Source organism: Streptomyces verrucosisporus (genome assembly GCF_017114865.1).
Lineage (GTDB): Bacteria > Actinomycetota > Actinomycetes > Streptomycetales > Streptomycetaceae > Streptomyces > Streptomyces fenghuangensis.
On record NZ_JADEYH010000002.1, the window covers coordinates 526,331 to 553,098 of the forward strand.

Annotated in this window: 23 protein-coding genes and 1 tRNA gene; 17 read left to right on the plus strand and 7 right to left on the minus strand. The window is 73.8% G+C overall.

The annotated features are described in order from the left end of the window. The first annotated feature begins 277 nt into the window (after positions 1-277). The 3 genes from IQ279_RS05400 to IQ279_RS05410 all read left to right on the plus strand — a co-directional run bounded on the left by IQ279_RS05400 (position 278) and on the right by IQ279_RS05410 (position 2,153). A tRNA-Leu gene (locus tag IQ279_RS05400) sits at positions 278-359 on the plus strand. A gap of 379 nt (positions 360-738) precedes the next feature. Then, positions 739-1,608: a Bax inhibitor-1/YccA family protein gene (locus IQ279_RS05405; protein ID WP_206347112.1), complete on the plus strand. Its 870-nt coding sequence runs from the start codon at positions 739-741 to the stop codon at positions 1,606-1,608. Positions 1,609-1,796: 188 nt separating this feature from the next. After that, complete coding sequence (locus tag IQ279_RS05410) at positions 1,797-2,153, plus strand: hypothetical protein (RefSeq protein ID WP_206347113.1); 357 nt, start codon at positions 1,797-1,799, stop codon at positions 2,151-2,153. On the opposite strand, the gene IQ279_RS05415 is transcribed toward IQ279_RS05410, so the two are convergent. The 3 genes from IQ279_RS05415 to IQ279_RS05425 form a co-directional block, all read right to left on the minus strand. Then, on the minus strand, positions 2,137-3,126 hold the full coding sequence (locus IQ279_RS05415; RefSeq protein WP_206347114.1) for a hypothetical protein: 990 nt from the start codon (positions 3,124-3,126) through the stop codon (positions 2,137-2,139). The genes IQ279_RS05410 and IQ279_RS05415 overlap by 17 nt on opposite strands. A 312-nt stretch (positions 3,127-3,438) precedes the next feature. Further along, positions 3,439-4,659 carry an acetyl-CoA C-acetyltransferase gene (locus IQ279_RS05420; protein WP_206347115.1) on the minus strand — a complete coding sequence of 407 codons (1,221 nt, stop codon included), beginning with the start codon at positions 4,657-4,659 and terminating at the stop codon, positions 3,439-3,441. Between the two features lie 223 nt (positions 4,660-4,882). Further along, complete coding sequence (locus IQ279_RS05425; protein ID WP_206347116.1) at positions 4,883-5,974, minus strand: SGNH/GDSL hydrolase family protein; 1,092 nt, start codon at positions 5,972-5,974, stop codon at positions 4,883-4,885. Positions 5,975-6,189: 215 nt separating this feature from the next. Between IQ279_RS05425 and IQ279_RS05430 the strand changes: the two genes are divergently transcribed. From IQ279_RS05430 to IQ279_RS05440, 3 genes are all read left to right on the plus strand, one after another. Beyond that, entirely contained in the window at positions 6,190-7,599 is a 1,410-nt protein-coding gene (locus tag IQ279_RS05430; protein ID WP_206347117.1) for a cystathionine beta-synthase, read from the plus strand. Positions 7,600-7,921: 322 nt separating this feature from the next. After that, the gene (locus IQ279_RS05435) at positions 7,922-8,845 is read left to right on the plus strand and encodes a MurR/RpiR family transcriptional regulator (RefSeq protein WP_206347118.1); all 924 of its coding nucleotides are present in this window, start codon (positions 7,922-7,924) and stop codon (positions 8,843-8,845) included. A gap of 206 nt (positions 8,846-9,051) precedes the next feature. Beyond that, positions 9,052-9,678, plus strand: a complete 627-nt coding sequence (locus tag IQ279_RS05440; RefSeq protein ID WP_206347119.1) for a hypothetical protein — start codon at positions 9,052-9,054, stop codon at positions 9,676-9,678. Here IQ279_RS05440 and IQ279_RS05445 read toward each other — a convergent pair. Continuing rightward, positions 9,659-11,236: a type III PLP-dependent enzyme domain-containing protein gene (locus tag IQ279_RS05445; RefSeq protein WP_206347120.1), complete on the minus strand. Its 1,578-nt coding sequence runs from the start codon at positions 11,234-11,236 to the stop codon at positions 9,659-9,661. The genes IQ279_RS05440 and IQ279_RS05445 overlap by 20 nt on opposite strands. Before the next feature lie 111 nt (positions 11,237-11,347). On the opposite strand from IQ279_RS05445, the gene hutU reads away from it, so the two are divergent. The 4 genes from hutU to hutI are packed head-to-tail and all read left to right on the plus strand — an operon-like array spanning position 11,348 to position 16,900. Further along, a complete protein-coding gene (hutU, locus tag IQ279_RS05450; protein ID WP_206347121.1) occupies positions 11,348-13,054 on the plus strand; it encodes a urocanate hydratase in 1,707 nt (568 codons plus the stop codon). A 23-nt stretch (positions 13,055-13,077) separates the two neighbouring features. Continuing rightward, a complete protein-coding gene (locus IQ279_RS05455) occupies positions 13,078-14,286 on the plus strand; it encodes an allantoate amidohydrolase (RefSeq protein ID WP_206347212.1) in 1,209 nt (402 codons plus the stop codon). 56 nt (positions 14,287-14,342) lie between these two features. Continuing rightward, positions 14,343-15,689, plus strand: coding sequence for a formimidoylglutamate deiminase (locus tag IQ279_RS05460; RefSeq protein ID WP_307792230.1), 1,347 nt, complete (start codon positions 14,343-14,345; stop codon positions 15,687-15,689). Beyond that, positions 15,689-16,900, plus strand: coding sequence for an imidazolonepropionase (gene hutI, locus IQ279_RS05465; RefSeq protein ID WP_206347122.1), 1,212 nt, complete (start codon positions 15,689-15,691; stop codon positions 16,898-16,900). Before IQ279_RS05460 ends, hutI begins: the two co-directional genes overlap by 1 nt. 207 nt (positions 16,901-17,107) lie before the next feature. On the opposite strand, the gene IQ279_RS05470 is transcribed toward hutI, so the two are convergent. Further along, positions 17,108-18,022 (minus strand): RNA polymerase sigma factor SigF, encoded by a 915-nt coding sequence (locus IQ279_RS05470; protein WP_206347123.1) that lies wholly within the window; start codon positions 18,020-18,022, stop codon positions 17,108-17,110. A 256-nt stretch (positions 18,023-18,278) separates the two neighbouring features. On the opposite strand from IQ279_RS05470, the gene IQ279_RS05475 reads away from it, so the two are divergent. The 3 genes from IQ279_RS05475 to IQ279_RS05485 all read left to right on the plus strand — a co-directional run bounded on the left by IQ279_RS05475 (position 18,279) and on the right by IQ279_RS05485 (position 20,359). Then, entirely contained in the window at positions 18,279-18,662 is a 384-nt protein-coding gene (locus IQ279_RS05475) for an STAS domain-containing protein (protein ID WP_206347124.1), read from the plus strand. Between the two features lie 214 nt (positions 18,663-18,876). After that, positions 18,877-19,392 (plus strand): ATP-binding protein, encoded by a 516-nt coding sequence (locus IQ279_RS05480; RefSeq protein ID WP_206347125.1) that lies wholly within the window; start codon positions 18,877-18,879, stop codon positions 19,390-19,392. Between the two features lie 136 nt (positions 19,393-19,528). Further along, entirely contained in the window at positions 19,529-20,359 is an 831-nt protein-coding gene (locus tag IQ279_RS05485; RefSeq protein WP_206347126.1) for a hypothetical protein, read from the plus strand. Positions 20,360-20,419: 60 nt separating this feature from the next. Here the strand turns inward: IQ279_RS05485 and IQ279_RS05490 are convergent, their stop codons facing one another. Further along, a complete protein-coding gene (locus tag IQ279_RS05490) occupies positions 20,420-21,919 on the minus strand; it encodes a peptide MFS transporter (RefSeq protein ID WP_206347127.1) in 1,500 nt (499 codons plus the stop codon). Positions 21,920-22,339: 420 nt separating this feature from the next. On the opposite strand from IQ279_RS05490, the gene IQ279_RS05495 reads away from it, so the two are divergent. Together IQ279_RS05495 and IQ279_RS05500 are read left to right on the plus strand one after the other, a co-directional pair. Then, a complete protein-coding gene (locus IQ279_RS05495; protein ID WP_206347128.1) occupies positions 22,340-23,017 on the plus strand; it encodes a response regulator transcription factor in 678 nt (225 codons plus the stop codon). Between the two features lie 97 nt (positions 23,018-23,114). Further along, positions 23,115-24,455, plus strand: coding sequence for a sensor histidine kinase (locus IQ279_RS05500; RefSeq protein WP_206347129.1), 1,341 nt, complete (start codon positions 23,115-23,117; stop codon positions 24,453-24,455). Here IQ279_RS05500 and IQ279_RS05505 read toward each other — a convergent pair. After that, positions 24,381-24,923, minus strand: a complete 543-nt coding sequence (locus IQ279_RS05505) for a GtrA family protein (RefSeq protein WP_206347130.1) — start codon at positions 24,921-24,923, stop codon at positions 24,381-24,383. The genes IQ279_RS05500 and IQ279_RS05505 overlap by 75 nt on opposite strands. Positions 24,924-25,055: 132 nt before the next feature. On the opposite strand from IQ279_RS05505, the gene IQ279_RS05510 reads away from it, so the two are divergent. Then, on the plus strand, positions 25,056-26,225 hold the full coding sequence (locus IQ279_RS05510; protein WP_206347131.1) for a 5-(carboxyamino)imidazole ribonucleotide synthase: 1,170 nt from the start codon (positions 25,056-25,058) through the stop codon (positions 26,223-26,225). Continuing rightward, positions 26,222-26,767, plus strand: coding sequence for a 5-(carboxyamino)imidazole ribonucleotide mutase (purE, locus tag IQ279_RS05515; RefSeq protein ID WP_206347132.1), 546 nt, complete (start codon positions 26,222-26,224; stop codon positions 26,765-26,767). The genes IQ279_RS05510 and purE overlap by 4 nt, the downstream gene beginning before the upstream one ends. The last annotated feature ends 1 nt before the right edge of the window (position 26,768 follow it).

Here is a 26,768-nt window from a genome sequence, read left to right on the forward strand (position 1 = left end):
CCTGCGGGGGGACCGGGGAGGCCCGTGTCATCCCTGAGGAGGAGAGGACACCCCGATGCCTTCCTGTGGCTGGGCAGCGACTTTCCGTCATTCCTGACGGCGGCGCGGGGGCGCGTGATCCTCTTTGAAGAGGGGCGCGCGCCGCTGATGCTGCATCAGTTGCCAATAAAATCAGACAACCTGGAGTCGAAAGCCCGTTGTCCGAACGAGCGCCGCGGATAGGCTCGTTCAGCGTCCAGGGGAGGGCCGTAGCCAGTCGTGCGGTCCATGAGCCGGTGCCCGGATGGTGGAATGCAGACACGGCGAGCTTAAACCTCGTTGGCCTACAGGCCGTGCCGGTTCGAATCCGGCTCCGGGCACGCCGGCCCTCGCACGGCCCCTGTCGGGGGCACCGCTCGGCCCGGTGATCTCCTCGCCGCTGCGCGCGGAGTCCCCGCTGCGGCCGGGCACCGCCGACGGCTGGACGGCCGAGGGCGGCACCGTGCTGCGGCGCGGGACGCTGACCCTGCTGCCCGCCCCGCACGTGACGGACCTGTCTCCGGTCGCGGCGCGCGGGAGGGCGCGCCGTTCCGCCGAACGGGCGTACGGAAGCCCTCTGGCGGGGTATCACCGGCACGACGCCGGGTACCGGAACAATCACGACTCCTTCCGTCGTTCTCGCCAGTGCACTACCGTGCGGTCTTTGCTAAAGCATTACTCTTGAGGAAGGGCCGCGCGGTGCGGCCATGGAGGAGTGAGATGAGGAGCAGTAACCCGGTCTTCTCGCGACGGGGATTCAGCCGAGACAACGGCTACGCCGGTTTCAACGCCACGCAGCAGCCGCAGGCCGGGAACCCGTACGCCGCCAACCCGTACGCGACCGGCGCCCAGCCCACCAACCCCTACGCCCAGCAGCCCCAGACGGCAGGGCAGCCGGGCTTCCCGCCCACCGCCGCCCCGCCGCGGGCGGGCCGGATGACGATGGACGACGTCGTCGCCCGTACGTCGATGACGGTCGGCCTGGTCGTCGCCATGGCGGCTGTGGCGTGGATCACGGACCTGTCGCTCGGCCTGGCCCTGGGCGCGATGCTGATCGCGCTGGTCCTGGGGCTGGTGCAGTCCTTCAAGCGCAAGGCGTCGCCCCCGCTGATCCTGGCCTACGCAGCCTTCGAGGGCCTGTTCCTCGGAGCCGTCAGCAACTACGTCGACAGCTACATCGCCGACGGTGCGGCGATGCAGGCGGTGCTGGGCACCATGGCGGTCTTCGCCGCGGTGCTGTTCATGTACAAGGCCCGCATCATCCGCGTCACGCGGCGCTTCTACCGCTTCGTGATGGCCGCGGCCATCGGCTTCGTCCTGCTGATGGGGATCAACCTGCTGTTCGCCGTCTTCGGCGGCGGTGACGGCCTCGGCTTCCGCAGCGGCGGCCTGGGCATCCTCTTCGGCGTCATCGGCATCGTGCTCGGCGCCGCCTTCCTGGCCCTGGACTTCAAGCAGGTCGAGGACGGCATCGCCTACGGCGCCCCCCGCGAGGAGTCCTGGCTGGCCGCGTTCGGCCTGACCCTGACCCTGGTCTGGATCTACCTGGAGTTCCTGCGGCTGATCGCCATCCTGCAGAGCAGCGACTGATCCGGCTGTCCGGCCCCGGCCTCCCGGCCGGACCGGACGCGGGACCTGTGAGGGGCCCCGGGGCATCTGCCCCGGGGCCCCTCCGCGCGTGCCGTGCGACTCCTGTAGGCCTCCCGCGTGCCACCCGTGCGTTCCGCCCGCCGGCGGCCCGTTGGCGGCGGTGTGCGCGGGGCGCATAGGGTTGCGCCGTGCTCGACGTCACCCCCCTGCTGACCGCCGTGGACCGCTTCGCCGACCGGCTGCGGGCCATGCCGCACAGCGCCCTGGCCCGGGGTGCCGCGGCCGAGGGGCTCGAACTGGCCGGGGAGTTGGCCGGCCGCGCCCAGCGCCTGGAGTTCCCCGGCCGCCCCACGCGCCCCCTGCCCGGCGCGGGCCTCTTCGCCGCCGGAGACCAACTCGCGGTGGCCGGGCACGACCTGGCGGAGGCGCTGCGGGCGGCCGGGGAGCGGGCCGGGGCCGGGTCCCGGGAGCTGGCCGAGGCCGTGGCGCTGGTGGAGGCCGCCGAGTCCGCGGCGCTCGAAGCGGCGTTCAGACCGAGGCGATGACCCGGTCGGCCAGGACGTAGACGCTCTCCCGGCCGCACGCGAAGGTGAGGGCGTACGCGCCGAGGACGCCCGATCCGCCCAGCAGCACCGGCTCGGCGCCCTCGCGCACCGCGGCGGCGAGCCGCTCGGCGGTCTCGCGGTGGCCGGGCGTCATGCAGACGGTGGTGCCGTCGGCGAAGACGTAGACGTCCAGCGTGCCCAGCAGGCCGGGCCGTACGTCGGCCAGTGGTGTGCGGCACTCGGCCAGTTCGGCCAGCCGCAGGCGGGTGGACTCGTGGTCGGTGGCGCCGTCGGCGCGGTCGGAGCCGCGGTCGGCGGTGTCGGAGTCCTCGAAGTCGTCGGGCTCGGTCGCGGGGCCGGGGACGACGGGCTCGCCGTTCAGACCGTAGCCGGGGTGGGAGGGATGGCGGCGGCGTGCCGCGGCCAGCTCCGCGGAGTCGGCCTCCGCCGTGTCCCCGGTCTCCCCGGCCTCCTCGAAGTCCTCGGAGCCGGGTGCGGCGGGCCGCCGGAGGTCCGGCCCGGAGGCGGCCCCCTCCCGGTCCGTCTGGTGCGGTACGAACGCCTCGCCCTCGTGCGTACCGCTGCCCAGGGCGCGCTCCAGCAGCGCGTCGAGCAGTGCCGGGTCGGGACCGGCGCCCTCGTGCTCCGCGCCGCGCCCGTCGGGCAGGAGGCTCTCGGCACGGTCGTCGCGTGCCTCCTGGGCGGCCCAGAAGGCGCGGGCCTCGGCCAGCTCGCGCTCGCGCTCCTCCGCGAGGGCGTCGGCGACGGCGGACCGGATCTCCTCGGTGTCCGGGGAGGTGCGCGCCGGAGGGACGAAGGCGTGCGCCAGGGCCGCGCGCGCCTCGGCCGCGGCCAGCCGCGCCCGCAGCTCGGCGAGCCGGCGGCGCAGGCCCAGGGCGGTGTGCAGGGCGGCGCCGCCCAGAGCCGCGGCGACGGCGGCGGCCAGCAGCAGGATGAGGGATATGGCGCTCACTGACGTACTCCCGGTTGGAACTCCGATCCCTGAATTCCTATCGCAGCCGGAGGGGAATCTCCTGTCGAGCGACGTGCCGGGCACCGCCAAAAGGGCGTGCGCGGACCTCTGTGCGGACCAATGGAACCCCTGTGAGCAGGAAAGACGGCGAGCCCCCAGGACATAGATCACATCCTGGGGGCTCTTCGGTCTCACCGGTGCATCGACGGCGCACCGACGGTGAGTCAGATCACACCGCGCGCCGGTCGGGTGTGTCGCGTGCCACGCCGGAGGCGGGGGCGCCGGGCCGGTGCGGTACGCGCCGGGGCCGGTTCAGCTGAGGCGCTCGATGACCATGGCCATGCCCTGGCCGCCGCCGACGCACATCGTCTCCAGGCCGAACTGCTTGTCGTGCCACTGGAGGGAGTTGATCAGGGTGGTGGTGATGCGGGCGCCGGTCATGCCGAAGGGGTGGCCGACGGCGATGGCGCCGCCGTTGACGTTGAGCCGGTCCTCGTCGATGCCCAGGTCCCGGTAGGAGGGGATCACCTGGGCGGCGAACGCCTCGTTGATCTCCACCAGGTCGATGTCGCCGATGGTCATGCCGGCCAGCTTCAGCGCCCGCTTCGACGCCTCGACCGGGCCCAGGCCCATGATCTCGGGGGACAGGCCGGAGACGCCGGTGGAGACGATCCGGGCCAGCGGGGTGATGCCCAGCTCGCGCGCCTTGGTGTCGGACATGATCACCAGCGCGGCGGCGCCGTCGTTGAGCGGGCAGCAGTTGCCCGCGGTGACCAGGCCGTCGGGGCGGAAGACGGGCTTGAGGCCCTGCACGCCCTCCAGGGTCACGCCCGCGCGCGGACCGTCGTCCTTGGAGACGACCGTGCCGTCGGGCAGGGTGACCGGGGTGATCTCGCGCTCCCAGAAGCCGGAGGCGATGGCCTTCTCGGCGAGGTTCTGGGACCGCACGCCGAACTCGTCCATGTCCTGCCGGGTGACGCCCTTGAGGCGGGCGAGGTTCTCGGCGGTCTGGCCCATGGCGATGTAGACGTCCGGCAGCTCGCCGTCCTCGCGCGGGTCGTGCCAGCCCTCGCCACCGGACTCGGCACGGGCGGCGGTGCGCGCCTCGGCGTCGGCGAAGACCGGGTTGTGGGTGCCGGGCATGCCGTCGGAGGTGCCGTTGACCGAGCGGGAGACCGTCTCGACGCCGGCCGAGACGAACACGTCCCCCTCGCCCGCCTTGATGGCGTGCATGGCCATGCGGGTGGTCTGCAGCGAGGACGAGCAGTAGCGGGTGACGGTGCAGCCCGGCAGGTGGTCCATCCCCATCTGGACGGCGACGACCCGGCCGAGGTTGTGGCCCTGCTCGCCGCCGGGCAGGCCGCAGCCCAGCATCAGGTCGTCGATCTCGGCCGGGTCCAGCTGCGGCACCTTGTCCAGCGCGGCCTTGACGATGCCGGCGGTCAGGTCGTCCGGGCGGACGTCTTTGAGCGAGCCCTTGAAGGCGCGTCCGATCGGCGAACGGGCTGCTGAGACGATCACGGCTTCGGGCATCACGGCTCCAGGGAACGAGGGCGGAGGGCTGTGGATGCTTGGAAACTACCGTTCCGTAAGGCGGCGGTCACGACTCGCCACGTGTGATCCGGGCCTCTTTTCTAAGCGCTTGCTCAGTTCTACCCGTTCGCCGGACCACTCCGGACGGCTCCGGGCCGCTCCGGACCCTTCCGCTCCGCGCCGGGCTCGCGCGAACCCGACGCGGAGCGGTACAGCCGCGCGGTCACCCGGCGCCCGCCGGCTCGGGCGCCCCGGGCCGCTCGGCCACCGCGATCACCCCGGCCACCGGCAGCCGCCTGCGGAGGCGGCGTCTCAGCAGTGCCAGGGGGCCGTGCGTCCCCGAGACCTCGGTGCCGCCCTCGCCGGCCGCGGCCGCCGCGGCCGCCGCGACGGGGAGGGCCTCCTCGCGGCGTGCGGCACCGAGGCCGCCGGGGCACCCGTCCTCCTGCGGCCCCTCGGGCCACAGGCCCAGCGCGGCGCAGAGCGTGGGCAGGAAGGCCATGGCCGCGGTCGCGTAACCCTCCGCCGAGGGGTGGTAGTTGTCGGGGCCGAACAGTTCCCGCGGGTTCGCCTCGAACTCCGGGCCGAGCAGGTCGCCCAGCGAGACCGTCCATCCGCCCCGCTCCACCACCGCGACCGTCTGGGCCGCCGCGAGCCGGCGGCTCATCCGGCGGGCCAGCCAGCGCAGCGGCTGGGCGACCGGCTCGACCGTGCCCAGATCCGGGCAGGTCCCCACCACGACCTCGCAGCCGGCCGCCCGCAGCCGCGTCACCGCGTCCCGCAGCAGCCGCACCGAGACGGCGGGCGGCACACGGTGGGTGACGTCGTTCGCGCCGATCATGACGACACACACGTCGGGAGCGCCGTCGCCGTTGATGCCGCCGTCCTCCAGCAGCCGGGACACCTGGCGGTCCAGGTCGTCCGAACAGGCCCCCGAGACCGCCACGTTGCGCAGCCGCACCGGCCGCTCGGCCACCGCGGCCAGCCCCGCCGCCAGCAGCGCGCCCGGGGTCTGCCTCGGCCGGTGGACGCCCTGCCCGGCGGCGGTGGAGTCCCCGAGCACCGCCAGCCGCAGCGGTGTGGCCTGCGCGCCCGGTCCGACGGAGGCGACGGCCGTGCCGTACACCCCGTCCGCCGGCGGCGGCACGTCGTCCGAACCGCCCACCCGGCGCCGCGCCAGCCGTGCCTGGGCCATCAGCAGGCCGACGGCCGCCCCGCCGAGCAGTCCGGCTCCTCCGCCGCCGTACGCCGCGGCGGTCGCGATCCTGCGCGCCACTCTCGCCCCGGACACCGGTCCGGGCACAGCCCTCGCCATCGGCCCCTCCGTTCCGCCGCGCCCCCGCAGCCTCCTCGCACCCCGTACGCGCGCCCTGTGCGCCCGGCGCGCGGTCCGTGCGGTGCCCGCACGTCACTATGAGTGTCATGCCCAGTGCACTGCGCTGCGCAACGCGCGTCAACACCGCTCCGGCGTCCCCCTAGGCTGGCTGTACGGGCAGGCGACGGCGACTGCCCCCGAATGCGGAGAACCAGGTGCAGTATTACGATTCGATGATCGAGCTTGTCGGCAACACCCCGCTGGTCAAGCTGAACAGTGTGGCGGCGGGGATCCGGGCCACCGTTCTGGCCAAGGTCGAGTACTTCAACCCGGGCGGTTCGGTGAAGGACCGGATCGCGGTCCGGATGATCGAGGCCGCCGAACGCTCCGGCGAGCTGAAGCCGGGCGGCGTCATCGTCGAGCCCACCTCCGGCAACACCGGGGTGGGGTTGGCGATCGTGGCCCAGCAGAAGGGCTACCGCTGCGTCTTCGTCTGTCCGGACAAGGTGTCCACGGACAAGATCAACACACTGCGCGCGTACGGCGCCGAGGTCGTGGTCTGCCCCACCGCGGTCGATCCAGAGCACCCCGACTCCTACTACAACGTCTCCGACCGGCTGGTACGCGAGACGCCGGGCGCCTGGAAGCCGGACCAGTACAGCAACCCGGACAACCCGCGCTCCCACTACGAGACCACCGGCCCCGAGCTGTGGGAGCAGACGGACGGGAGGATCACCCACTTCGTGGCCGGCATCGGCACCGGCGGCACCATCAGCGGCACCGGCCGCTACCTCAAGGAGGTCTCCGGCGGGAAGGTGCGGATCGTCGGCGCCGACCCGGAGGGCTCGGTGTACTCCGGCGGCTCGGGGCGCCCCTATCTGGTGGAGGGCGTCGGCGAGGACTTCTGGCCCAGCGCCTACGACCGCGAGGTGACGGACGAGATCGTCGCCGTCTCCGACAAGGACTCCTTCCGGATGACGCGGCGGCTGGCCCGCGAGGAGGGCCTGCTGGTCGGCGGCTCCTGCGGCATGGCCGTGGTCGCGGCGCTGCGCGTGGCCGAGGGGCTCGGGGAGGACGACACGGTCGTCGTCCTGCTGCCGGACGGCGGGCGCGGCTACCTCTCGAAGATCTTCAACGACGAGTGGATGGCGGACTACGGCTTCCTGGAGGAGGGCGAGCCCACCCAGGCCCGCGTCGGCGACGTGCTGCGCCGCAAGGACGGCGAGCTGCCCTCGCTGGTCCACATGCACCCCGAGGAGACCGTCGGCGAGGCCGTCGAGGTGCTGCGCGAGTACGGCGTCTCGCAGATGCCCGTGGTCAAGCCCGGCGCCGGGCACCCGGACGTGATGGCGGCCGAGGTCGTCGGCTCGATCGTCGAACGCGACCTGCTGGACGCGCTGTTCACCGGGCGCGCCAAGCTGGAGGAGCCGCTGGAGGCGCATATGAGCGCGCCGCTGCCGCAGGTCGGCTCGGGCGAGCCGGTCGCCGACCTGATGGCGGTGCTGGAGGGGGCCGACGCGGCGATCGTGCTGGTGGAGGGCAAGCCGACCGGAGTGGTAAGCCGCCAGGACCTGCTGGCCTTCCTCGCCCGGGGCACCGGGGCCGCAGGCGGCGGGGCGGAGTAGGTACCGGGCCGTCACGGCCCGGAAAAACGCGGTTAACACCCGTCGGGCACCGTGGTGTCCAACGGCGCGGAGGGCCTCCGGAGCGGCTCCCGGACTCCTCCCGGCGCCCGGGACGCGGGCCAGGCCCGGCCGCGCGTCCTCGCGGGGACCGCCGTCGTCCCGCCCCCGGTGTCCGCACCGGGGTGTGGCGGTCCCCGCGCGACTTCTCGTACGGCTTCCCGCGTGCCGCCCTGCTGCGGGCCCGCCCGCTCCGTCCCGCCCCGTGGGTCCACCGCTCCACCGCGGCCCGGCCCCGCGGACCGGGCCGGCACTGAATAGGCTTATGCGGAGCAGGAGAGTCCTGAAGAGGGCGGAGGGGCAGGTGGGCACGGTGAGCGGTGCGGGCGCGCGACTGCTGAGGATGTTCGAGGGGCACCGGCTCACCCCCACCCAGCGGCGGATCGCCCACTGCATGGTGCGGCGCGCGGAGGACGCCCCGTTCCTGTCCAGCGTGGAGCTGGCGGAGCTGGCCGGCGTCAGCCAGCCGTCGGTGACCCGCTTCGCCGTGGCACTGGGCTTCGACGGCTACCCGGCGCTGCGCAGGCATCTGCGCGAGGCCCTGCCGGCGCCCTCGGCGGGCGGCGCTCCCGGCGCCGGAGCGGAAGGAGCGGAGGGAGCGGAGGGCGGCGCGGCGGGCAACGCGTACCAGCAGGCCGTGCACGCCGAGATCGAGCACCTGCGGCAGCTCGCGGCCCTGCTGGCCGATCCCGCCCCCGTCGCCGAGGCCGGGCGGCTGCTGGCCGCCTCCCGCCCGCTGCCCGTCCTGGGGCTGCGGGCCGCCGCCGCGCAGGCCCGCGGCTTCGCGTACTTCGCCGCCAAGGTGCACCCGGACGTACGGCTGCTGGACGAGGGCGGCTCGATGCTGGACGACCGCCTCGACGCCGCGGTGCGGGCCGGGGCGAGCGCGCTGCTGTGCTTCGCGCTGCCCCGCCATCCGCGCGAGACGGTGGCGGCCCTGGAATGCGCCCGGGAGGCCGGGCTGCGGATCGTCACCGTCGCCGACAGCGTCTTCGCGCCCGTCGCCCGCCCCGGCGACCTGCTGCTGCCCGCCGCCGTCGGAACCACGCTGTCCTTCGACACCGCCTGCTCGCCCATGATGCTGGGACGGGTGCTGCTGGAGGCGATGTGTGACGAACTACCCGACGCGCAGGCGCGGCTGGAGGAGTTCGACGCGCGCGCCGCCCGGCGGGGCCTGTTCGCCGAGTGACCGGTCCGGCCTGCCGGGGCGACCGGTCGGGTCCGGCCGGCCGGGGCCCGGGAGCGCGCCGGACGCCGGACGGGATCCGCCGTTCTCTCAGGCGAATCTCATCATCCCTCAGTACGCTTTCGCACCGGGCGAGCCGTCGCGCGGTGACGCGGTGGCGGCACACAGCCGAACGGAGAACGTCGCCGAAGGGAACGAGGAGGGCTGCCGTGGGAAGGGGAACGTACGCGCTGGCGAGGGTCGCGGTGTACACGCGGACCGCGGGTATCGCGCTGTGGTGGACCGGTCTCGTGGCCGCGGGCGTCGGCCTGGCGGTGCCGGGGCTGACCGGGCGGCGCGCCGGGATCCTGGGCGGGGCCGCGCTCTTCCTCGTGGCGGCCGCCGCGGCCTTCCTGGCGCGCCGCCGCCGCTGCACCGGGCTGATCAGGACGTCGACCGCGGCGGGCAAGTGGGTGGTGCTCCACGACCGGGCGGTGACCGTGCGCGGCTGGCTGCGCAGGCGCCGCTGGTGGCTGGCCGCCGCCTTCCTGGCCGCCGCGGCCTCGTCCCTGGCCGCTCCGGCCGCCGGCGGTCTGCTGCTGGCCGGGGCCGGCGCGGGCCTGTGGGCCAAGGCGGTGTGGCTGGGCCGCTGGGAGCGGCGCAACGAGAAGCTGCTGTGGGTGCGTCCGGAGTGGGCGGACGGGCGCAGCCCGTCCCGCGGGGACGTGCGCGGCTGGATGACCACCGGCCCGCTGGCCGGGGACGCCGCGCCGGGCGGCGCCCGCCGCCGGTCCCCGGTGCCGGGTGCGGCCCGGGAGCGCCGCCCCCGGGCGCGGGTCACGGCCGCGGCGCGGTGAGCGCGTCGCGCTGAGCGCCGCCGGACGCGGCGACGAGGTCCTCCAGGGTCTGGGGCGGGCGCACGGTCGCGAAGCGCACGCCGTCGATGTCGATGTCGCCGTCACCTTCGCCGTTGTTGCCGTTGCCGTTGCCGTTGCCGCTGCCGCTGCCGCCGTCCGCCCCGGCCGCCGGGGCGGACGCGGTGTCCCCGGTGGTGAAGCCGTACACGCCCGGCCTGGGCAGGCTGTTGTAGTCGAACGGGGTGGAGAAGTAGTACGCCCCCGTGTCCAGCAGCGCCACCAGATCGCCGGAGGCCAGCTCCGGCAGTTCCCTGCCGCGCGCCACGAGGTCGCCGGCGAAGCAGCACGGCCCGGCGATGTCCTGCGCCACGGGCGCGCCCCGCCTGGGCCGGCCCAGGCGGTCGTAGGCGGCGACCCGCAGCGGCCAGGCCTCGGGCGCGAAGACCGTCCGCACAGCGACCTGGGCGCCCGCGTGGGTGACCGCTATCGGGCGGCCCCCGGAGCTCTTGGCGTACTCCACCCGGGCCAGTACCAGCCCGCACTTGGCCAGCACCGACCGCCCGAACTCGGTGACCAGCCCGTAGCGCCCGTCGAACAGGCCCGGGACGGTGTCGCGCAGCAGCCGGGCGTACTCGGCGAAGGTGGGGGAGACCTCCTCGGAGTCGAAGTTGACCGGGAGGCCGCCGCCGATGTCGAGGGTGTCGATCCGCCGTTCCCCGGCGGCCCGGTTGATCTCCTCGGCCAGCTCGTAGGTGGCGGCCACGCCCGCGGCCATCTTCTCCAGCGGCATGCCCTGGGAGCCGACGTGGCAGTGCAGCCGGGTGATCCAGGGGCGCTCCACACAGGCGCGTACGACGAACTCGCGCGCCCCCTCGTCCTGGAGGGCGAACCCGAACTTCGAGGTGGCCGTCGCGGTGCTCATCGCGTCGATGCTGCCGCCGCCCAGCTGCGGGTTGACGCGCAGGCCGACCGGCGACGCGGACCTGCCTTCGGGGAGGGAGGGCAGGGCGCCGGGGGCCATCAGGGCGTCCAGGCGCTCCAGCTCCTGGCGGTTGTCCGCGTTGAGCGCGATGCCCAGCTCCAGGGCCTCGCGCAGCTCGCCCGTTGTCTTGGCGGGCGAGTCCAGGACGATGCCCTCAGGCCCGACCCCGGCGGCCCGGGCCAGGGCCAGCTCGCCGGGGCTGGCGACCTCGCAGCCCAGCCCGCAGTCGGCGAGCAGCCGCAGCACGGGGACCAGGGAGGAGGCCTTCACCGCGAAGGAGTGCAGCACGGGCTGGCCGGGGGCCGTCACCTCGTCGAAGGCGGCGTGCAGGGCGGCGGCCGTCTCCCGTACGGACGCCACGTCCAGCAGGGCCGCGACCGGGTGCTTGTCCGAGAGCAGCCCGCGGGCGACGGCGGCCCGTACCGCGGCGTCGCGACGGGCGGCGGCCGCGGCGGCCCGCGGGCTGCCGCAGGACCCGGAGGCGGAGGCGGCGGCCTCGGCGGAGTCCCGGGCCTCGGCGGAGTCCGGGGCCGCGAGGGACTCCGGCCGGACGGCGGCGTGGTGCGTGTAAGCCATGCACACAAGACAAACACGGCCGGAGCAGGCGGACGACACCACCCGTTGACTAGTTCTATTCAGTGAATAGAGTTGATGTAGTAACCAATTCAGATCCGGAGGCAGGGGACCATGGCAGACCTCTCAGGGCCCTCAGGGCCGCGAACCGTACGGGCCCCGCGCGGCCCGGGGCTGACGGCCCGGGGCTGGCAGCAGGAGGCCGCCCTGCGGATGCTGCGGAACAACCTCGACCCCGAGGTCGCCGAGCACCCCGAGAAGCTCGTCGTCTACGGCGGCACCGGCAAGGCCGCCCGCGACTGGCGCTCCTTCGACGCCATGGCCCGCACCCTCACCACCCTGGGCCCGGACGAGACGATGCTCGTCCAGTCCGGCCGCCCGGTCGGCGTGCTGACCACCCACGAGTGGGCGCCGCGCGTGCTGATCGCCAACTCCAACCTGGTGGGCGACTGGGCCAACTGGGAGGAGTTCCGCCGTCTGGAGGCGCTCGGGCTGACCATGTACGGCCAGATGACGGCCGGATCGTGGATCTACATCGGCACCCAGGGCATCCTCCAGGGCACCTACGAGACCTTCGCCGCCGTCGCCGCCAAGCGCTTCGGCGGCTCGCTGGCCGGAACGATCACCCTCACCGCCGGGCTCGGCGGCATGGGCGGCGCCCAGCCGCTGGCGGTCACCATGAACGGCGGCGTGGTCATCTGCGTCGACTGCGACCCGCGCGCCATCGAGCGCCGCATCGAACACCGCTACCTCGACGTGCGTGCCGAATCCCTCGACCACGCCCTGCGCCTGGCCGGCGAGGCCCGCGACGCCCGGCGCCCGCTGTCGATCGGCGTGCTGGGCAACGCCGCCGAGGCCGTGCCGCGCCTGCTGGCCATGGGCGCGCCGGTCGACATCGTCACCGACCAGACATCCGCCCACGATCCGCTGGCCTACCTGCCGCTGGGCGTCGACTTCGCGGACATGGCCTCCTACGCGGCCGCCGAGCCCGCCGACTTCACCGCGCGGGCGCGGGAGTCCATGGCCCGGCACGTGGAGGCGATGGTCGGTTTCCAGGACGCCGGCGCCGAGGTCTTCGACTACGGCAACTCCATCCGCGGCGAGGCGCGACTGGCCGGCTACGAGAGGGCGTTCGCCTTCCCCGGCTTCGTGCCCGCCTACATCCGGCCGCTGTTCTGCGAGGGCAGGGGACCCTTCCGCTGGGCCGCGCTCTCGGGCGATCCGAAGGACATCGCGGCCACCGACCGCGCCGTGCTCGACCTCTTCCCCGAGAACGAGTCCCTGGCCCGCTGGATCCGGATGGCCGGGGAGCGGGTGCACTTCCAGGGCCTGCCCGCCCGCATCTGCTGGCTCGGCTACGGGGAGCGCGACCGGGCCGGGGAGCGCTTCAACGACATGGTGGCCTCCGGCGAGATCTCCGCGCCGCTGGCCATCGGCCGTGACCACCTGGACTGCGGCTCGGTGGCCTCGCCGTACCGCGAGACCGAGGCCATGCTCGACGGCTCCGACGCCATCGCCGACTGGCCGCTGCTCAACGCCATGGTCAACGTGGCCTCCGGGGCCTCCTGGGTCTCCATCCACCACGGCGGCGGCGTCGGGATGGGCCGCTCGATCCACGCAGGCCAGGTCACCGTCGCCGACGGCACACCGCTGGCCGGGGAGAAGATCCGGCGGGTGCTCACCAACGACCCGGGCACGGGCGTCATCCGCCATGTGGACGCCGGGTACGAGCGCGCCGAGGAGGTCGCCGCCGAGCGCGGTGTGCGCGTCCCGATGCGCGAGGACGGCGCGGACGGCGGCGGATCCGGGAGCGCCTCGTGAGGCCGGGCGCCTCCTTCCACCAGATGTGGCGGGAGCTGCTGCCCGTCGGGCGGTCGGCGGCCACCGGCGGCTACCGGCGCCACGCCTGGACCGGGGCGGACGCCGAGTGCCGGGCGTGGTTCCGCGAGCAGGCCGAGGCGCGCGGGCTGGCGTACGAAACGGACCGCAACGGCAACCAGTGGGCCTGGCTGGACGGCTCCGCCGGGGCCGCCGGGGACGCCGTGGTGACCGGCTCGCACCTGGACTCCGTGCCAGACGGCGGCGCCTTCGACGGGCCGCTGGGCGTGGTGTCGGCCTTCGCCGCCCTCGACGAGCTGCACGGCAGGGGAGTGCGCCCGGACCGGCCGCTGGCCGTGGTCAACTTCGCCGACGAGGAGGGCGCACGCTTCGGCCTCGCCTGCGTCGGCTCCCGGCTGGCCGCCGGACAGCTCACCGCCGGGCAGGCCCGGGAACTGCGCGACGACGACGGCGTCCCGCTGCCGCGGGCCATGGAGCGCGCCGGGCACGACCCCGACGCGATCGGGCCCGATCCCGAACGGCTCGCCCGCATCGGCGCGTTCGTGGAACTCCACATCGAGCAGGGCCGCGACCTCGCCGTGCGGGACGCTCCCTCCGGCGGGAACGCGGTGGGCGTCGCCTCCGCGATCTGGCCGCACGGCCGCTGGCGGTTCGACTTCCACGGCGAGGCCAACCACGCCGGGACCACTCGTCTGGAGGACCGCCGCGACCCGATGCTCACCTACGCCAACACCGTCCTGGCCGCCCGTAAGAAGGCCCGGCTGGCCGGGGCGCTGGCAACCTTCGGCAAGGTCGCCGTCGAACCGAACGGCGTCAACGCCATCGCCTCCCTGGTGCGCGGCTGGCTCGACTCCCGCGCCCCCGACGAGGAGACCCTGGCCGCCGTCGTCGCCGAGATCGAACGCTCGGCCGCCGAGCGCGGCGCGCGCGACGGTGTGCGGGTGGACGTCACCCGGGAGTCCGCCACGCCCGTGGTGGAGTTCGCCCACGGGCTGCGCGACCGCATCGCGGCCCGGCTCGGCGGCGCGCCCGTACTGCCCACCGGCGCGGGGCACGACGCGGGCATCCTCTCCGCCGAGGTCCCCACCGCCATGCTCTTCGTGCGCAACCCCACCGGCGTCTCGCACTCGCCCGCCGAGTCGGCCGAGGAGGACGACTGCGTCGCCGGGGTGCGGGCGCTGGCCGATGTGCTGGAGGACCTGGCGTGTCCCTGACCTCCGACTCCCCGTCTCCCGGTTCTCCGGCCTCCGGCGCACCACGCCCCGAGGCCGTGTACTGGGCCGAGCATGCCTGGATCGGCGGCACCGTCGAGCCCGGCACGGTGATCGAGACGGCCGAAGGCCGGATCACCGCCGTGCGCACCGGGGTGCCCGCCCCGCCGCCCGGGGCCGAGCCGCTGCGCGGCCTGACCGTCCCCGGCCTGGCCAACGCGCACTCCCACGCCTTCCACCGCGCCCTGCGCGGCACCGTGCAGATCGGCTCCGGCACGTTCTGGACATGGCGGCAGGTGATGTACTCCGTCGCCGACCGCCTCACCCCAGAGAGCTACTTCGCCCTGGCCCGCGCCGTGTACGCCGAGATGGCACTGGCCGGCATCACGGCCGTCGGCGAGTTCCACTACCTGCACCACGCCCCCGGCGGCGCCCCCTACAAGGACCCCAACGCCATGGGGCACGCCCTGATGGCGGCGGCCGCCGAGGCCGGCATCCGCATCACCCTCCTCGACACCTGCTACCTGGCCTCCGGCCTCCTGTCCGCCCGCCGCGGCGGCGCCCTGGACCGCCACCAGCTCCGCTTCGGCGACGGCAGCGCCGCCGCCTGGGCCGAGCGGGCCGCCGCCCTGCGGCCGCCGGGCGGCCACGCCCGCGTGGGCGCCGCGATCCACTCGGTGCGCGCCGTGCCCGCCGCCGAACTGGCCGCCGTCGCCGACTGGGCCCGGGAGCGGGACGCGCCCCTGCACGTCCACCTCTCCGAGCAGCCCGCCGAGAACGACGCCTGCCTGGCCGTCCACGGCCGCACCCCCACCCGGGTGCTGGCCGACCACGGCGTGCTCGGCCCCCGTACCACCGCCGTCCACGCCACCCACCTCACCGACGCCGACATCGACCTCCTGGGCGGATCCGGCACAGGTGTGTGCATGTGCCCCACCACCGAGCGCGACCTCGCCGACGGCATCGGCCCGGCCGCCGCGCTGATGCGGGCGGGCTCGCCGCTGTGTCTGGGCAGCGACAGCCACGCCGTGATCGACCTGCTGGAGGAGGCCCGCGCGACGGAACTGGACGAGCGGCTGCGCACCCGCGCCCGAGGCCACTGGACCGCCTCGCAACTGCTGCGTGCCGCCGGCGAGTTCGGCCATGCGGCCATCGGCTGGCCGGAGGCGGGACGGCTGGAGGCGGGCCGGCTCGCCGACTTCGCCACCATCGCCCTGGATACCGTGCGCACCGCCGGGCCTCCGCCCCGGCTGGGGGCGGAGACGGCGGTGTTCGCCGCCACCGCGGCCGATGTGCGCCACACGGTCGTCGGCGGTCGCCATGTGGTGCGCGACGGGGTACACCGGAGCGTGCCGGACGTCCCCGCGGCCCTGACGGAAGCCATCCAGCAAGGAGCAGCCCGCTGATGAGCACCTCGAGCACCCCCGCCGACACCCCCGCCGGCATCCTCGTCACCAACATCGCCACCCTCGTCACCAACGACCACCACTGCTGTGAAGCCGCCGAGGACACCCCCCTCGGCCTGATCCGGGACGCGGCCGTCGTCATCGAGGGCGACCGCATCGCCTGGGTCGGTACGGAAAGTGAAGCACCCGCCACCGACAGTCGTGTCGACGCGGGCGGCCGGGCGATGATCCCCGGCTTCGTCGACTCCCACTCCCATCTGGTCTTCGGCGGCGACCGCACCGAGGAATTCGGCGCGCGCATGTCCGGCCGCCCCTACTCCGCCGGCGGGATCCGCACCACCGTCGAGGCCACCCGGAAGGCCACCGACGAGCAGCTCGCCGCCAACCTGGCCCGCCACGTGCGCGAGGCGCTGCGGCAGGGCACCACCACCCTGGAGACCAAGTCCGGCTACGGCCTCACCGCGAGGGACGAGGCGCGCGCCCTGCGCATCGCCGACGACCACGTGGACGAGGTCACCTACCTCGGCGCCCATGTGGTGCCCCCGGAGTACGCCGACGACCCGGACGGCTACGTGGACCTCGTCACCGGCCCGATGATGGCCGCCTGCGCCCGCTGGGCCCGCTGGGTGGACGTCTTCTGCGAGCGGGGCGCCTTCGACGGCGACCAGGCCCGCGCCGTCCTCACCGCCGGAATCGCCCACGGCCTGGTCCCGCGCGTCCACGCGGGCCAGCTCGGGCCCGGCCCCGGCGTACGGCTCGCCGTGGAGCTGGACGCGGCCTCGGCCGACCACTGCACCCACCTCACCGACTCCGACGTGGACGCGCTGGCGAACAGCCGCACCGTCGCCACGCTGCTGCCCGGCTGCGAGTTCTCCACCCGGTCGCCCTACCCCGACGCCCGCCGTCTGCTGGACGCCGGCGTCACCGTCGCGCTGTCCACCGACTGCAACCCGGGCTCGTCGTACACCAGCTCCATGCCCTTCTGCGTCGCGGTGGCCGTCCGCGAGATGGGCATGACGCCCGACGAGGCCCTCTGGTCCGCCACCGCGGGCGGCGCCGCGGCCCTGCGCCGTATCGACGTCGGCCGGATCACCCCCGGCGCCCGCGCCGATCTGGTGCTCCTGGACGCGCCCTCGCACGTCCACCTGGCCTACCGGCCCGGTGTGCCGCTGACCGCGGCCGTCTGGCAGCGCGGCACGCGCGTGCTGTGAGCGGGCGGCCCGCGCCGCCGTGCGGGGCCCTCGCGCCGGGGCCGCCGTCACGCCGACGGGCCCGTACGGGGTGTGGTCCCCGTACGGGCCCGTCGGTCGTCCGAAGGCCCCTCCAAGGTCAAGGGCGGGTCAAAAAACCTGAAGGGTGATTTCGATAGGCCATATGAGTGATGGAACGGGGCACCCGTCCGGTCGGGCGGGTGCGGGTCACTCCTCGACCAGCAGCCCCTTGCGGAGCTTGCCCAGAGTCCGCGAGAGCAGCCGGGAGACGTGCATCTGGGAGATGCCCAGCTCCTCGCCGATCTCGGACTGGGTCATGTTCGCCACGAAGCGGAGGGAGAGGATTCTGCGATCACGCGGCGAGAGTTCGGCGATCAGCGGCTTGAGGGACTCCACGTACTCGATCCCCTCCAGGCCGTGGTCCTCATAGCCGATGCGGTCGGCGAGCGCGCCCTCGGTCTCGTCCTCGTCGGGCTGGGCGTCGAGGGAACTGGCGGTGTACGCGTTGCTCGCGGCCATGCCCTCGACCACCTCCTCCCGGCTCAGCCCCAGGCGGTCGGCCAGTTCGCCGACCGTCGGGGAGCGGTCGAGCTGCTGGGCCAGTTCGTCCCCGGCCTTGGCCAGGTCCAGGCGGAGTTCCTGGAGGCGCCGGGGGACGCGCACCGACCAGGAGGTGTCGCGGAAGAAGCGCTTGATCTCGCCCACGATCGTCGGCATGGCGAAGGTCGGGAACTCGACCCCGCGGCCGATCTCGAACCGGTCGATCGCCTTGATCAGGCCGATGGTGCCGACCTGGACGATGTCCTCCATGGGCTCGCTGCGGGAACGGAACCGGGCGGCGGCGAACTTCACCAGCGCGAGGTTCAGCTCGACCAGGGTGTTGCGGACGTACGCGTACTCGTGCGTGCCCTCCCGCAGCGTCTCCAGACGCTCGAAGAGGGTCTTGGACAGGACTCGCGCGTCCAGCGGCCCCACCTCGTCGTACGGCGGGACCTCGGGCAGGCCGAGCAGGCCGGACAGGTTCTCCGCCTGTTCCGGGCCGACCTCCGGGAACCCGCTTCCGGGCCCTTCGGGCCGGAGGGCCGACGAGGTGACGGGCGATCCGTCGAGCCGGGGTGACATGGTGCCTCCATCGTGTTCGGCATATGGCTGCCGAAGCCGTTCCTGCACTACGGGGTGCGGCGCCTCCGAGCCGACGTGTTTTAGTGGTCCCTCCTACGCCTACCTGCTCCCGAGGGAGGATGGCAAGTGCTGGATGCCCGAATATGCACCGATGTGCTGGTTGCGCGGCTACCGGTTGCGGCTGTAAGGGCGTAGGGTTCGAACGTCCATCTCCGGACGGCAGTGATCGGTTACTGGGAATGTTGAAGGGGTGTACATGGACCGCGGGGTGCCCGGCAGCACCAGCCACCGGGGTCGACTGACGGTCGACGTACAGCGCCACGGCGCGAGCCTGGTGGTGACGCCTGACGGCGAGCTCGACCACCACACCGCCGATCTGCTGCGAGAACCGCTGGAGCGCTCGCTGGAGGACGGGGACAGGCTGCTCGTCGTGGACTGCTCGAAGCTGGAGTTCTGCGACTCCACCGGACTCAACGTCCTTCTGGGCGCCAGGCTGAAGGCCGAGGCGGCCGGAGGCGGGATCCACCTGGCCGGCATGCGGCCGGTCGTCGCGAGGGTGTTCGAGATCACAGGCGCCGACGGCGTCTTCACCCTGCACGAGAGCCTGGCCGACGCGCTGAAGGAGACCGCGCAGCCCTGACGGCGCGGCTCCGGCCGTACGGACGCGGGGCCCGTGCGAACCACCCGTTTTCCGGCCCGTGACCAGAGTGTTACGTCCGAGCACGATTCCGTCCCGACAGACGGGTGTTCTCCCGCCCGCGCAGGGCAGGAGACTCCCTGGAATCTCTCCGAAACAGTTGTTCGCAGACCAGGCGAAGACCGATGAACTGGTCAACCGGTGAGGTGAAGCACTGATGAGCACCACCCGGCCGCAACCGGCGGGCGACCGCGGCCCGGAGCCGGAGGGCACAGCCGCGGCCGCAGCCGCACCGGTCGGTCAGGTGCGCGAGATGCGCCAGGTGAGAAGGCTGCGGCTGATGGGGGCGAGCGGTGCGGTCCCCCGGGCGCGCGACTTCACCCGTCAGGCGCTTCACGACTGGGGTTGGCTGCCCGCGGCCGGTCCCGAGGAGCGTGCCGCCGCCGAAGACGTCCTGCTCGTGGTCTCCGAGCTGGTGACGAACGCCTGTCTGCACGCCGACGGGCCCGAAGAGGTGCGCATAGGCTGCGGCCCCAAACTCCTGAGGGTCGAGGTGGCCGACCGCGGCGCCGGCCTCCCCTCGCCCCGTACCCCGCACCGCCCCGGGCGGCCCGGTGGACACGGCATGTTCATCGTCCAGCGGCTCTGCCTGGACTGGGGTGTGGTGCGCCACCCGGACGGCACGGCCGGGAAGACGGTCTGGGCCGAACTGGCCGGGCCGGACGCGGACTGAGAGCCGGGCCCGCCCCGTCGGCCGGCCTCCGCCGGAAGTACGATCCCCACCGCCGGGTCCCGCTCGGGGCCCGGTTCACTCGTGTCCGGGTACTCCCGGCGGGGGCGCGGACCACGGACGATCAGGGGTGGAGCACATGGCGGGGACGGCTGCCGCCGTACGGAGACGGGCCGGTCTGCCGGCCGCGGCGCTGGTGCTCGCCCTGACGGTGGCGGCCTGCGGTGGTGGCGGCGGCTCCCGGGAAGCCGGTGGCACGGGACCGTCCGGTGGCGCGGGGCCGTCATCCTCCCCCGAGGGGCAGCCCGCCTCCTCCGAGGGGGAGAAGGCGGGCGGGTCCGCCGCGCGGGAGGCCGCACTCGGACGACTGGAGGCCGCCGCCTTCGAGGCGGGCGGTACGGCGGCCTCCTACCTGGTCTCCCCGGTGACGGACGAGCCGCTGTGGGATCTCATGGAGTACCGCGCCGACCGTGCCGAGTGCCAGCCGCTGGTGAGCCTGGCCGCGGGGGCCGTCGACGACGACCCCGCGGCCGAGGTGCACCGGGAGGTGGAGCTCGACGACTTCGACGAGGACCCCATGGGCGGCCTCACGGGCCGCGGCGTCGCGGTGCAGCTGCGCTCCTACGGGCCGGGCGGAGCGGCCAGGGTGTTCTCGGCACTGCGGAAGGCGGGATCCGAGTGCGACGGCGGTTTCACGGAGGAGCGGGTGCTCGCGGAGGCCGTCTACCGGTCCGTCGAGCCGGTCGGGGCCCCCGAGGTGGGCGACGAGGCCGTGGCCTACCGGCTGCGGATCGAGGACGTGAAGGACGGGGAACTGGTCCTGACCGAGTATCTGACGGTGGTCCGCTCGGGATCGACCACGCTCTCCTTCCGGCTGGAGGCACTCTCCCCAGACGATCCGGGTCCGGTGCCGGACGACCTCGTGCGGGCCCAGTGGGAGGCGTTCGAGAAGAGCGGCGCCGGGGCCTGAACAGCCCGTCACCGGGGTCGGCAGAGGCCCGGGAGACCCCGGGGCCGGGGCCCGGGAGCGCTACTTCACGCCGCCCATCAGGGCCCGGATCCGCTTCCCGGCCGTCATGAAGGCGAAGCCCGCGGCCACGGCGACCACGCCCCACATGGTGTAGTACGCCGCGTCGCCCATCGGCTCGTTGAGCTGGGTCGCCCAGCCGTTGAGGGCGTTGCCGGTGGCGGTGGCGAGGAACCACAGACCCATGATCTGGCCGACGAACTGCTTCGGGGCCAGCTTCGTCGACAGCGACAGGCCCACCGGGGACAGGCACAGCTCGCCGAGGGTCTGCAGCAGGTACACGCTCAGCAACCAGAAGACCGTGACCTTGCCGGTCTCGCTGTTCGCCGCGGCGGCGCCCGCCAGGCCCATCAGCCCGAAGGAGCCGCCGATGAGCAGCATCGCCAGGGCGAACTTCATCGGGGCGCCGGGCTCGCGGTCGCGCTTGGCCAGCCACACCCACATGGTCGCGAAGAGCGGTGCCAGAACGATGATCATGACCGGGTTGACCGACTGGAACCACGAGGCCGGGAACTCCCAGCCGCCGATCATGCGGTCGGTGTCGTTGTTCGCGAAGATCGTCAGCAGCGAGCCGGACTGGTCGTAGATCATCCAGAACAGCACGGCGGTGACGAAGAACCACACGAACGCCTTGACGCGCGGGCGGTCCTGCTCGGTCAGCTCCGGGTTCCGGTACATCGAGGCGAAGTACAGGACGGGGACGACGACGCCGAGGACGGCCAGGAAGTTGACGATGTGCTCGATGTCGTACGTGCCCAGCGCCAGGTCCGCCAGCAGCGCCGCGGCGGCCAGACCGGTCCACAGCGCCACCTTGCGCAGCACCGCGCGCTTCTCCTCCGGCGTGGCCGGAGTACCGGGGCGGCGGCCCACATCGCCGAGGTAGCGGCCGCCCAGGACGTACTGGATCACGGCCAGCGTCATGCCGACGCCGGCGACGGCGAAGCCCAGGTGCCAGTCGACGTTCTCGCCGAGGTAGCCGACCACCAGCGGCGCGAACATGGCGCCGATGTTGATCGACATGTAGAAGATCGTGAAGCCGGCGTCGCGGCGGGCGCTGGACTGGCCCTCGTAGAGGCCGCCGACCATCGCGGAGATGTTCGGCTTGAGCAGGCCGGTGCCGACCGCGATCAGGCCGAGCCCGACGAAGAACGCCACATCGGACGGGATCGCCAGCGTGTAGTGGCCCAGTGCGATGACGATGCCGCCGACCAGGACCGCCTTGCGTGCCCCCCACAGGCGGTCGGCGACCCAGCCGCCGGGCATGGCGGCCATGTAGACGACGGCGTTGTAGACGCCGTAGATCGCCGCGGCGAGGGCCTCACGGCCCGCGAGGGGGCCTTCGAGTACGCCCGCGATCAGATAGAGGACGAGGATGGCGCGCATTCCGTACCAGGAGAAGCGCTCCCACATCTCCGTCATGAAGAGTGTGGCCAGACCGCGGGGGTGGCCGAAGAAGGTCTTGTCGGTGCTGCCGACGGAGTCCTTCGTCAGGCTGGACGCCATGGTGGTGGTTCCTTGCTCGGTCGGGACGCGCGCGATGTGGTGCGCACGCGCCCGGGCGGGTGGGTCGGCCCGGCTCCGCGCCCCCGTCCGCGCGTGCCTGTCACCGGCCGACAGTTCCTGCGGCGTCGCCGCGCGTCCGGGCCCCTGCGGGCCACGGACGGACCGGCTCTCCGGGACGGCCCCGCGTACGGGGTGTGTACGGTGGGTTCCTCGGTGGCGGGCCCCGGCGCATCACCGCGCCGAGGGCCACCGGATTCCGGACGGCGCCTCGGCCAGAGTACGACACCGCCTCCCGCGCGACCGGCCGGTGACGGGCGGCGAGAGGCGCATGTCACACGCCCTCCCGGGAACCGGGGGCGGCGCCGCCCGGGTTCCCGGCGACCCCTCCGGGCCCGCCGGGGCGAGGTCTACCATCAGGCCATGACCCGAGTACTGCTCGCCGAGGATGACGCCTCCATCTCGGAGCCGCTGGCCCGAGCCCTGCGCCGCGAAGGGTACGAGGTCGAGGTGCGCCAGGACGGCCCCGGCGCACTCGACGCCGGCCAGCACGGCGACATCGACCTGGTCGTGCTCGACCTCGGCCTGCCCGGTATGGACGGACTGGAGGTCTGCCGCCGACTGCGCAACGAGGGGCACACCTTCCCCGTCCTGGTGCTGACCGCGCGCGCCGACGAGGTGGACACCGTCGTCGGCCTGGACGCGGGCGCCGACGACTACGTCACCAAGCCGTTCCGGCTGGCCGAGCTGCTCGCCCGGGTGCGGGCCCTGCTGCGGCGGGGCGCCGTCGAGCCCGTGCAGCCCGCGGCCACCCACGGGGTGCGCATCGACGTCGAGTCGCACCGGGCGTGGATGGGGGACGAGGAGCTGCAGCTCACGGCGAAGGAATTCGACCTGCTGCGGGTGCTGGTGCGCGACGCCGGCCGCGTGGTCACCCGCGACCAGCTGATGCGCGAGGTGTGGGACACCACCTGGTGGTCGTCCACGAAGACCCTCGACATGCACATCTCCTGGCTGCGCAAGAAGCTCGGCGACGACGCGGCCAACCCCCGCTACATCGCCACGGTCCGCGGGGTCGGCTTCCGCTTCGAGAAGGACTGACGGCGGCCCGGGCCCGCACGGACCCGCACGGGCCCGCCGAAGACACCGCGAGGACACCGCGAAGACCGCAGCGACACCATGAAGGGCCGGCGCCGCCATGCGCAGACGTCTGATCAACTCCACGCTGGCCGTGGTCCTCGTCGTGATCGCGGTCTTCGGGGTCTCCCTGGTGATCGTCGAGACCCGCACCATCGAGGAGAGCGCCCACGAGAGCGTCCGCTCCGACGCCGCGCGGCTGGTCTCGGTCGTCGAGAGCCGCCTGGTCGCCGAGGAGAGCGTGACCGTCGCCTCCATGCGCTCCCAGGTCCCCCACGACCGCCATGTCCGCATCGAGCTGCCCGGGCAGCCGCCCATCGAGCTGGGCGAGCGCCCCGGCGAGGGCGCCATCGAGGGGCGCGCCACCGAGCCGGGCGGCGTCACCGTCACCGTCCGGCAGGACGATGACCGGGTCCGCGAGGAGGTGGGCCGCACCCTGCTGATCATCCTGGCGGTGGCGCTGCTGGCGGTGATAGCGGCGGTTCTGCTGGCGGTGCAGCAGGCCCGCCGTGTCGCGGCCCCCCTCACCGACCTCGCCGAGACCGCCGAGCGCCTCGGCTCCGGTGACCCCCGCCCCCGCCACCGGCGCTACGGCGTGCCCGAGCTGGACCGGGTGGCGGACGTGCTGGACGCCAGCGCCGAGCGGATCGCCCGGATGCTCACCGCCGAGCGGCGGCTGGCCGCGGACGCCTCCCACCAGCTGCGCACCCCCCTGACCGCGCTGTCCATGCGGCTGGAGGAGATCGTCGCGGCGGCCGACGCCATCGAGACCGCCGGCACCACGGACACCCGGAGCACCACGGACACCCGGAGCACCACCGGCACCACCGGCGCCGACAGGGCGGCCGCCTCCACCATCCGGGAGGAGGCGCTGGTCGGCCTCGCCCAGGTGGAGCGGTTGACCGACGTGGTGCAGCGGCTGCTGACCAACTCGCGCGACCCCCGCTCGGGCTCCGCGGTGGGCTTCGACCTGGACGAGGTGGTCAAGCAGCAGATCGAGGAGTGGCGCCCGGCGTACCGCAAGGCGGGCCGGGCCGTCGTCCACTCCGGCCGCCAGGGCCTGCGGGCGGTGGGCACCCCGGGGGCGGTGGCCCAGGTACTGGCCACGCTCATCGAGAACGCCCTGATGCACGGTGGCGGCGCGGTGGCCCTGCGTACCCGGATCGCCGGGAACCAGGTGGTGGTCGAGGTGACGGACGAGGGGCCGGGAGTCGATCCGGAGCTGGGGGCGAGGGTCTTCGAGCGCACGGTCAGCGGGCGCAACTCCACGGGCCTGGGGCTGGCCGTCGCCCGCGACCTGGCGGAGGCCGACGGAGGGCGCCTGGAGCTACTTCAGCAGCGCCCGCCGGTCTTCGCGCTCTTCCTCAGCCGTGAGGCCGACGAGCCGTCGGCGGGGGATTGACGCGGTGCGCCCCTCGCGGCCACCGGGGGCCCGCCGCTCCCCGCGGAAGACCCAGGTGCGGTACGCCCAGAAGCGGAAGACCGTGGCGACGCCGAGGCCGACGACGTTCCTGGCGATGTTGTCGGCCAGCGGCGAGGTCAGGTCCAGCCCGTAGTGCGAGACGGCCAGCGCGCCGTTCTCGATCACCAGGCCTATGCCGCTGAACAGCGTGAACAGGCCGGCCTCGCGGTGCATCCGGCTCTTGTCGGTGTGCCGGTAGGTCCAGTAGCGGTTGCCCAGGTAGTTGGTCCCGATGGCGACCGCGGTCGCCATCACCCCCGAGCGCACCGGGGCCAGGCCCAGGCCGTGGACGCAGAGGTTGAAGACGGCCACGTTGACGAGGAAGCCGAAGGCCCCCACCGTGCCGAACTTCGCCAGCTCACGCCGTAGCCGCAGCAGCCTGGAGCGCAGTGCGCGCCGTTCACCCATAGTGATCCACTCGCCCCGTTCTCTCGGCTCTCGCGCGGCCCCGCGGGGCCCGCCGTCGCGTCCCGGTCCGCCATGCTAGTCACGGCCCCGTACCGCGCCGGGTACCCGCCGTCCGGCCGATAGGCTACGGACGTGACATTTCCTGTGATCGGCATGGTCGGCGGCGGGCAGCTCGCGCGGATGACGCACGAGGCGGGCATCCCCCTCGGCATCAGGTTCAAGCTGCTCAGTGACACCCCGCAGGACTCCGCGGCCCAGGTGGTCCGCGACGTGGTCGTCGGCGACTACCGCGATCTGGACACCCTGCGCGACTTCGCCCGCGGCTGCGACGTGATCACGTTCGACCACGAGCATGTGCCCACCGAGCATCTGCGCGCCCTGGAGGCTGAGGGCATCCCGGTACGGCCCGGGCCCGACGCGCTGGTGCACGCGCAGGACAAGGGCGTGATGCGGGCGCGGCTGAGCGAGATCGGCATCCCCTGCCCCCGGCACCGGATCGTGGCGGATCCGGCCGACGTCGCGCGGTTCGCGCGGGAAGGAGCCGCGCGGGAAGGGGCCGCGCGGGAAGAGGAGGGCCGGCCGGTCGTCCTCAAGACCGTCCGCGGCGGCTACGACGGCAAGGGTGTGTGGGTGGTGTCCTCCGAGGCCGAGGCCGCCGAGCCGTTCCGGGCGGGCGTGCCGGTGCTGGCCGAGGAGAAGGTGGACTACGTCCGCGAGCTCGCCGCCAACGTGGTGCGCTCCCCGCACGGCCAGGCCGTGGCCTATCCGGTGGTGGAGTCGATCCAGGTGGACGGGGTGTGCGACACGGTGATCGCCCCGGCCCCCGGCCTGTCGCCGGAACTGTCCGCCCACGCCCAGGAGATGGCGCTGACGATCGCGCGGGAACTGGGTGTGATCGGGCACCTGGCGGTGGAGCTGTTCGAGACCCGTGACGGCCGCGTCCTGGTCAACGAGCTGGCCATGCGCCCGCACAACAGCGGTCACTGGACCCAGGACGGCGCGGTCACCTCCCAGTTCGCCAACCACCTGCGGGCCGTGCTCGACCTGCCGCTGGGCGACCCGCGTCCCCGCGCGCCGTGGACGGTGATGGCCAACGTGCTCGGCGGCGACTACCCCGACATGTACCAGGGCTATCTGCACTGCATGGCCCGCGATCCGCGGCTGAAGATCCACATGTACGGCAAGGACGTGAAGCCCGGCCGCAAGGTCGGCCACGTCAACACCTACGGCGACGACCTGGCGGACGTACGCGAGCGCGCCGCCCACGCCGCCGCCTATCTGCGAGGGACCATCACCGAATGAGCAACGCCCCCAGCCCCGCCCCCGTCGTGGGGATCGTCATGGGATCCGACTCGGACTGGCCCGTCATGGAGGCCGCGGCCGAGGCCCTGGACGAGTTCGAGGTCCCCTACGAGGTCGACGTCGTCTCCGCCCACCGCATGCCGCACGAGATGATCGCCTACGGCGACGAGGCGGCCGGACGCGGGCTGAAGGCGGTCATCGCCGGTGCCGGGGGAGCCGCCCATCTGCCGGGCATGCTCGCCTCCGTCACCCCGCTGCCGGTGATCGGCGTCCCCGTGCCGCTTCGGCACCTGGACGGCATGGACTCCCTGCTGTCCATCGTCCAGATGCCCGCCGGGGTCCCGGTCGCCACGGTCTCGGTCGGCGGCGCGCGCAACGCGGGCCTGCTGGCGGTCCGCGTCCTTGCGGCCCACGACGAGGAGCTGCGCGAGCGCATGGAGCGGTTCCAGGCGGAGCTGAAGGACCAGGCGCGGGAGAAGGGGCGGCGGCTGCGGGGCAAGGTCGCCGCGGGCGGCGCCGGTTTCGGCTTCGGAGGCAGGTGAG

Excerpts from the sequence above, each read along its gene's own strand:
- IQ279_RS05405 (WP_206347112.1), top strand. The coding sequence starts at position 739 with ATGAGGAGCAGTAACCCGGTCTTCTCGCGACGGGGATTCAGCCGAGAC.
- IQ279_RS05420 (WP_206347115.1), bottom strand. The coding sequence starts at position 4,659 with ATGCCCGAAGCCGTGATCGTCTCAGCAGCCCGTTCGCCGATCGGACGC.
- IQ279_RS05425 (WP_206347116.1), bottom strand. The coding sequence starts at position 5,974 with ATGGCGAGGGCTGTGCCCGGACCGGTGTCCGGGGCGAGAGTGGCGCGC.
- IQ279_RS05435 (WP_206347118.1), top strand. The coding sequence starts at position 7,922 with ATGCGGAGCAGGAGAGTCCTGAAGAGGGCGGAGGGGCAGGTGGGCACG.
- IQ279_RS05445 (WP_206347120.1), bottom strand. The coding sequence starts at position 11,236 with ATGGCTTACACGCACCACGCCGCCGTCCGGCCGGAGTCCCTCGCGGCC.
- hutU (WP_206347121.1), top strand. The coding sequence starts at position 11,348 with ATGGCAGACCTCTCAGGGCCCTCAGGGCCGCGAACCGTACGGGCCCCG.
- IQ279_RS05455 (WP_206347212.1), top strand. The coding sequence starts at position 13,078 with ATGTGGCGGGAGCTGCTGCCCGTCGGGCGGTCGGCGGCCACCGGCGGC.
- hutI (WP_206347122.1), top strand. The coding sequence starts at position 15,689 with ATGAGCACCTCGAGCACCCCCGCCGACACCCCCGCCGGCATCCTCGTC.
- IQ279_RS05470 (WP_206347123.1), bottom strand. The coding sequence starts at position 18,022 with ATGTCACCCCGGCTCGACGGATCGCCCGTCACCTCGTCGGCCCTCCGG.
- IQ279_RS05475 (WP_206347124.1), top strand. The coding sequence starts at position 18,279 with ATGGACCGCGGGGTGCCCGGCAGCACCAGCCACCGGGGTCGACTGACG.
- IQ279_RS05480 (WP_206347125.1), top strand. The coding sequence starts at position 18,877 with ATGAGCACCACCCGGCCGCAACCGGCGGGCGACCGCGGCCCGGAGCCG.
- IQ279_RS05485 (WP_206347126.1), top strand. The coding sequence starts at position 19,529 with ATGGCGGGGACGGCTGCCGCCGTACGGAGACGGGCCGGTCTGCCGGCC.
- IQ279_RS05490 (WP_206347127.1), bottom strand. The coding sequence starts at position 21,919 with ATGGCGTCCAGCCTGACGAAGGACTCCGTCGGCAGCACCGACAAGACC.
- IQ279_RS05495 (WP_206347128.1), top strand. The coding sequence starts at position 22,340 with ATGACCCGAGTACTGCTCGCCGAGGATGACGCCTCCATCTCGGAGCCG.
- IQ279_RS05500 (WP_206347129.1), top strand. The coding sequence starts at position 23,115 with ATGCGCAGACGTCTGATCAACTCCACGCTGGCCGTGGTCCTCGTCGTG.
- IQ279_RS05505 (WP_206347130.1), bottom strand. The coding sequence starts at position 24,923 with ATGGGTGAACGGCGCGCACTGCGCTCCAGGCTGCTGCGGCTACGGCGT.
- purE (WP_206347132.1), top strand. The coding sequence starts at position 26,222 with ATGAGCAACGCCCCCAGCCCCGCCCCCGTCGTGGGGATCGTCATGGGA.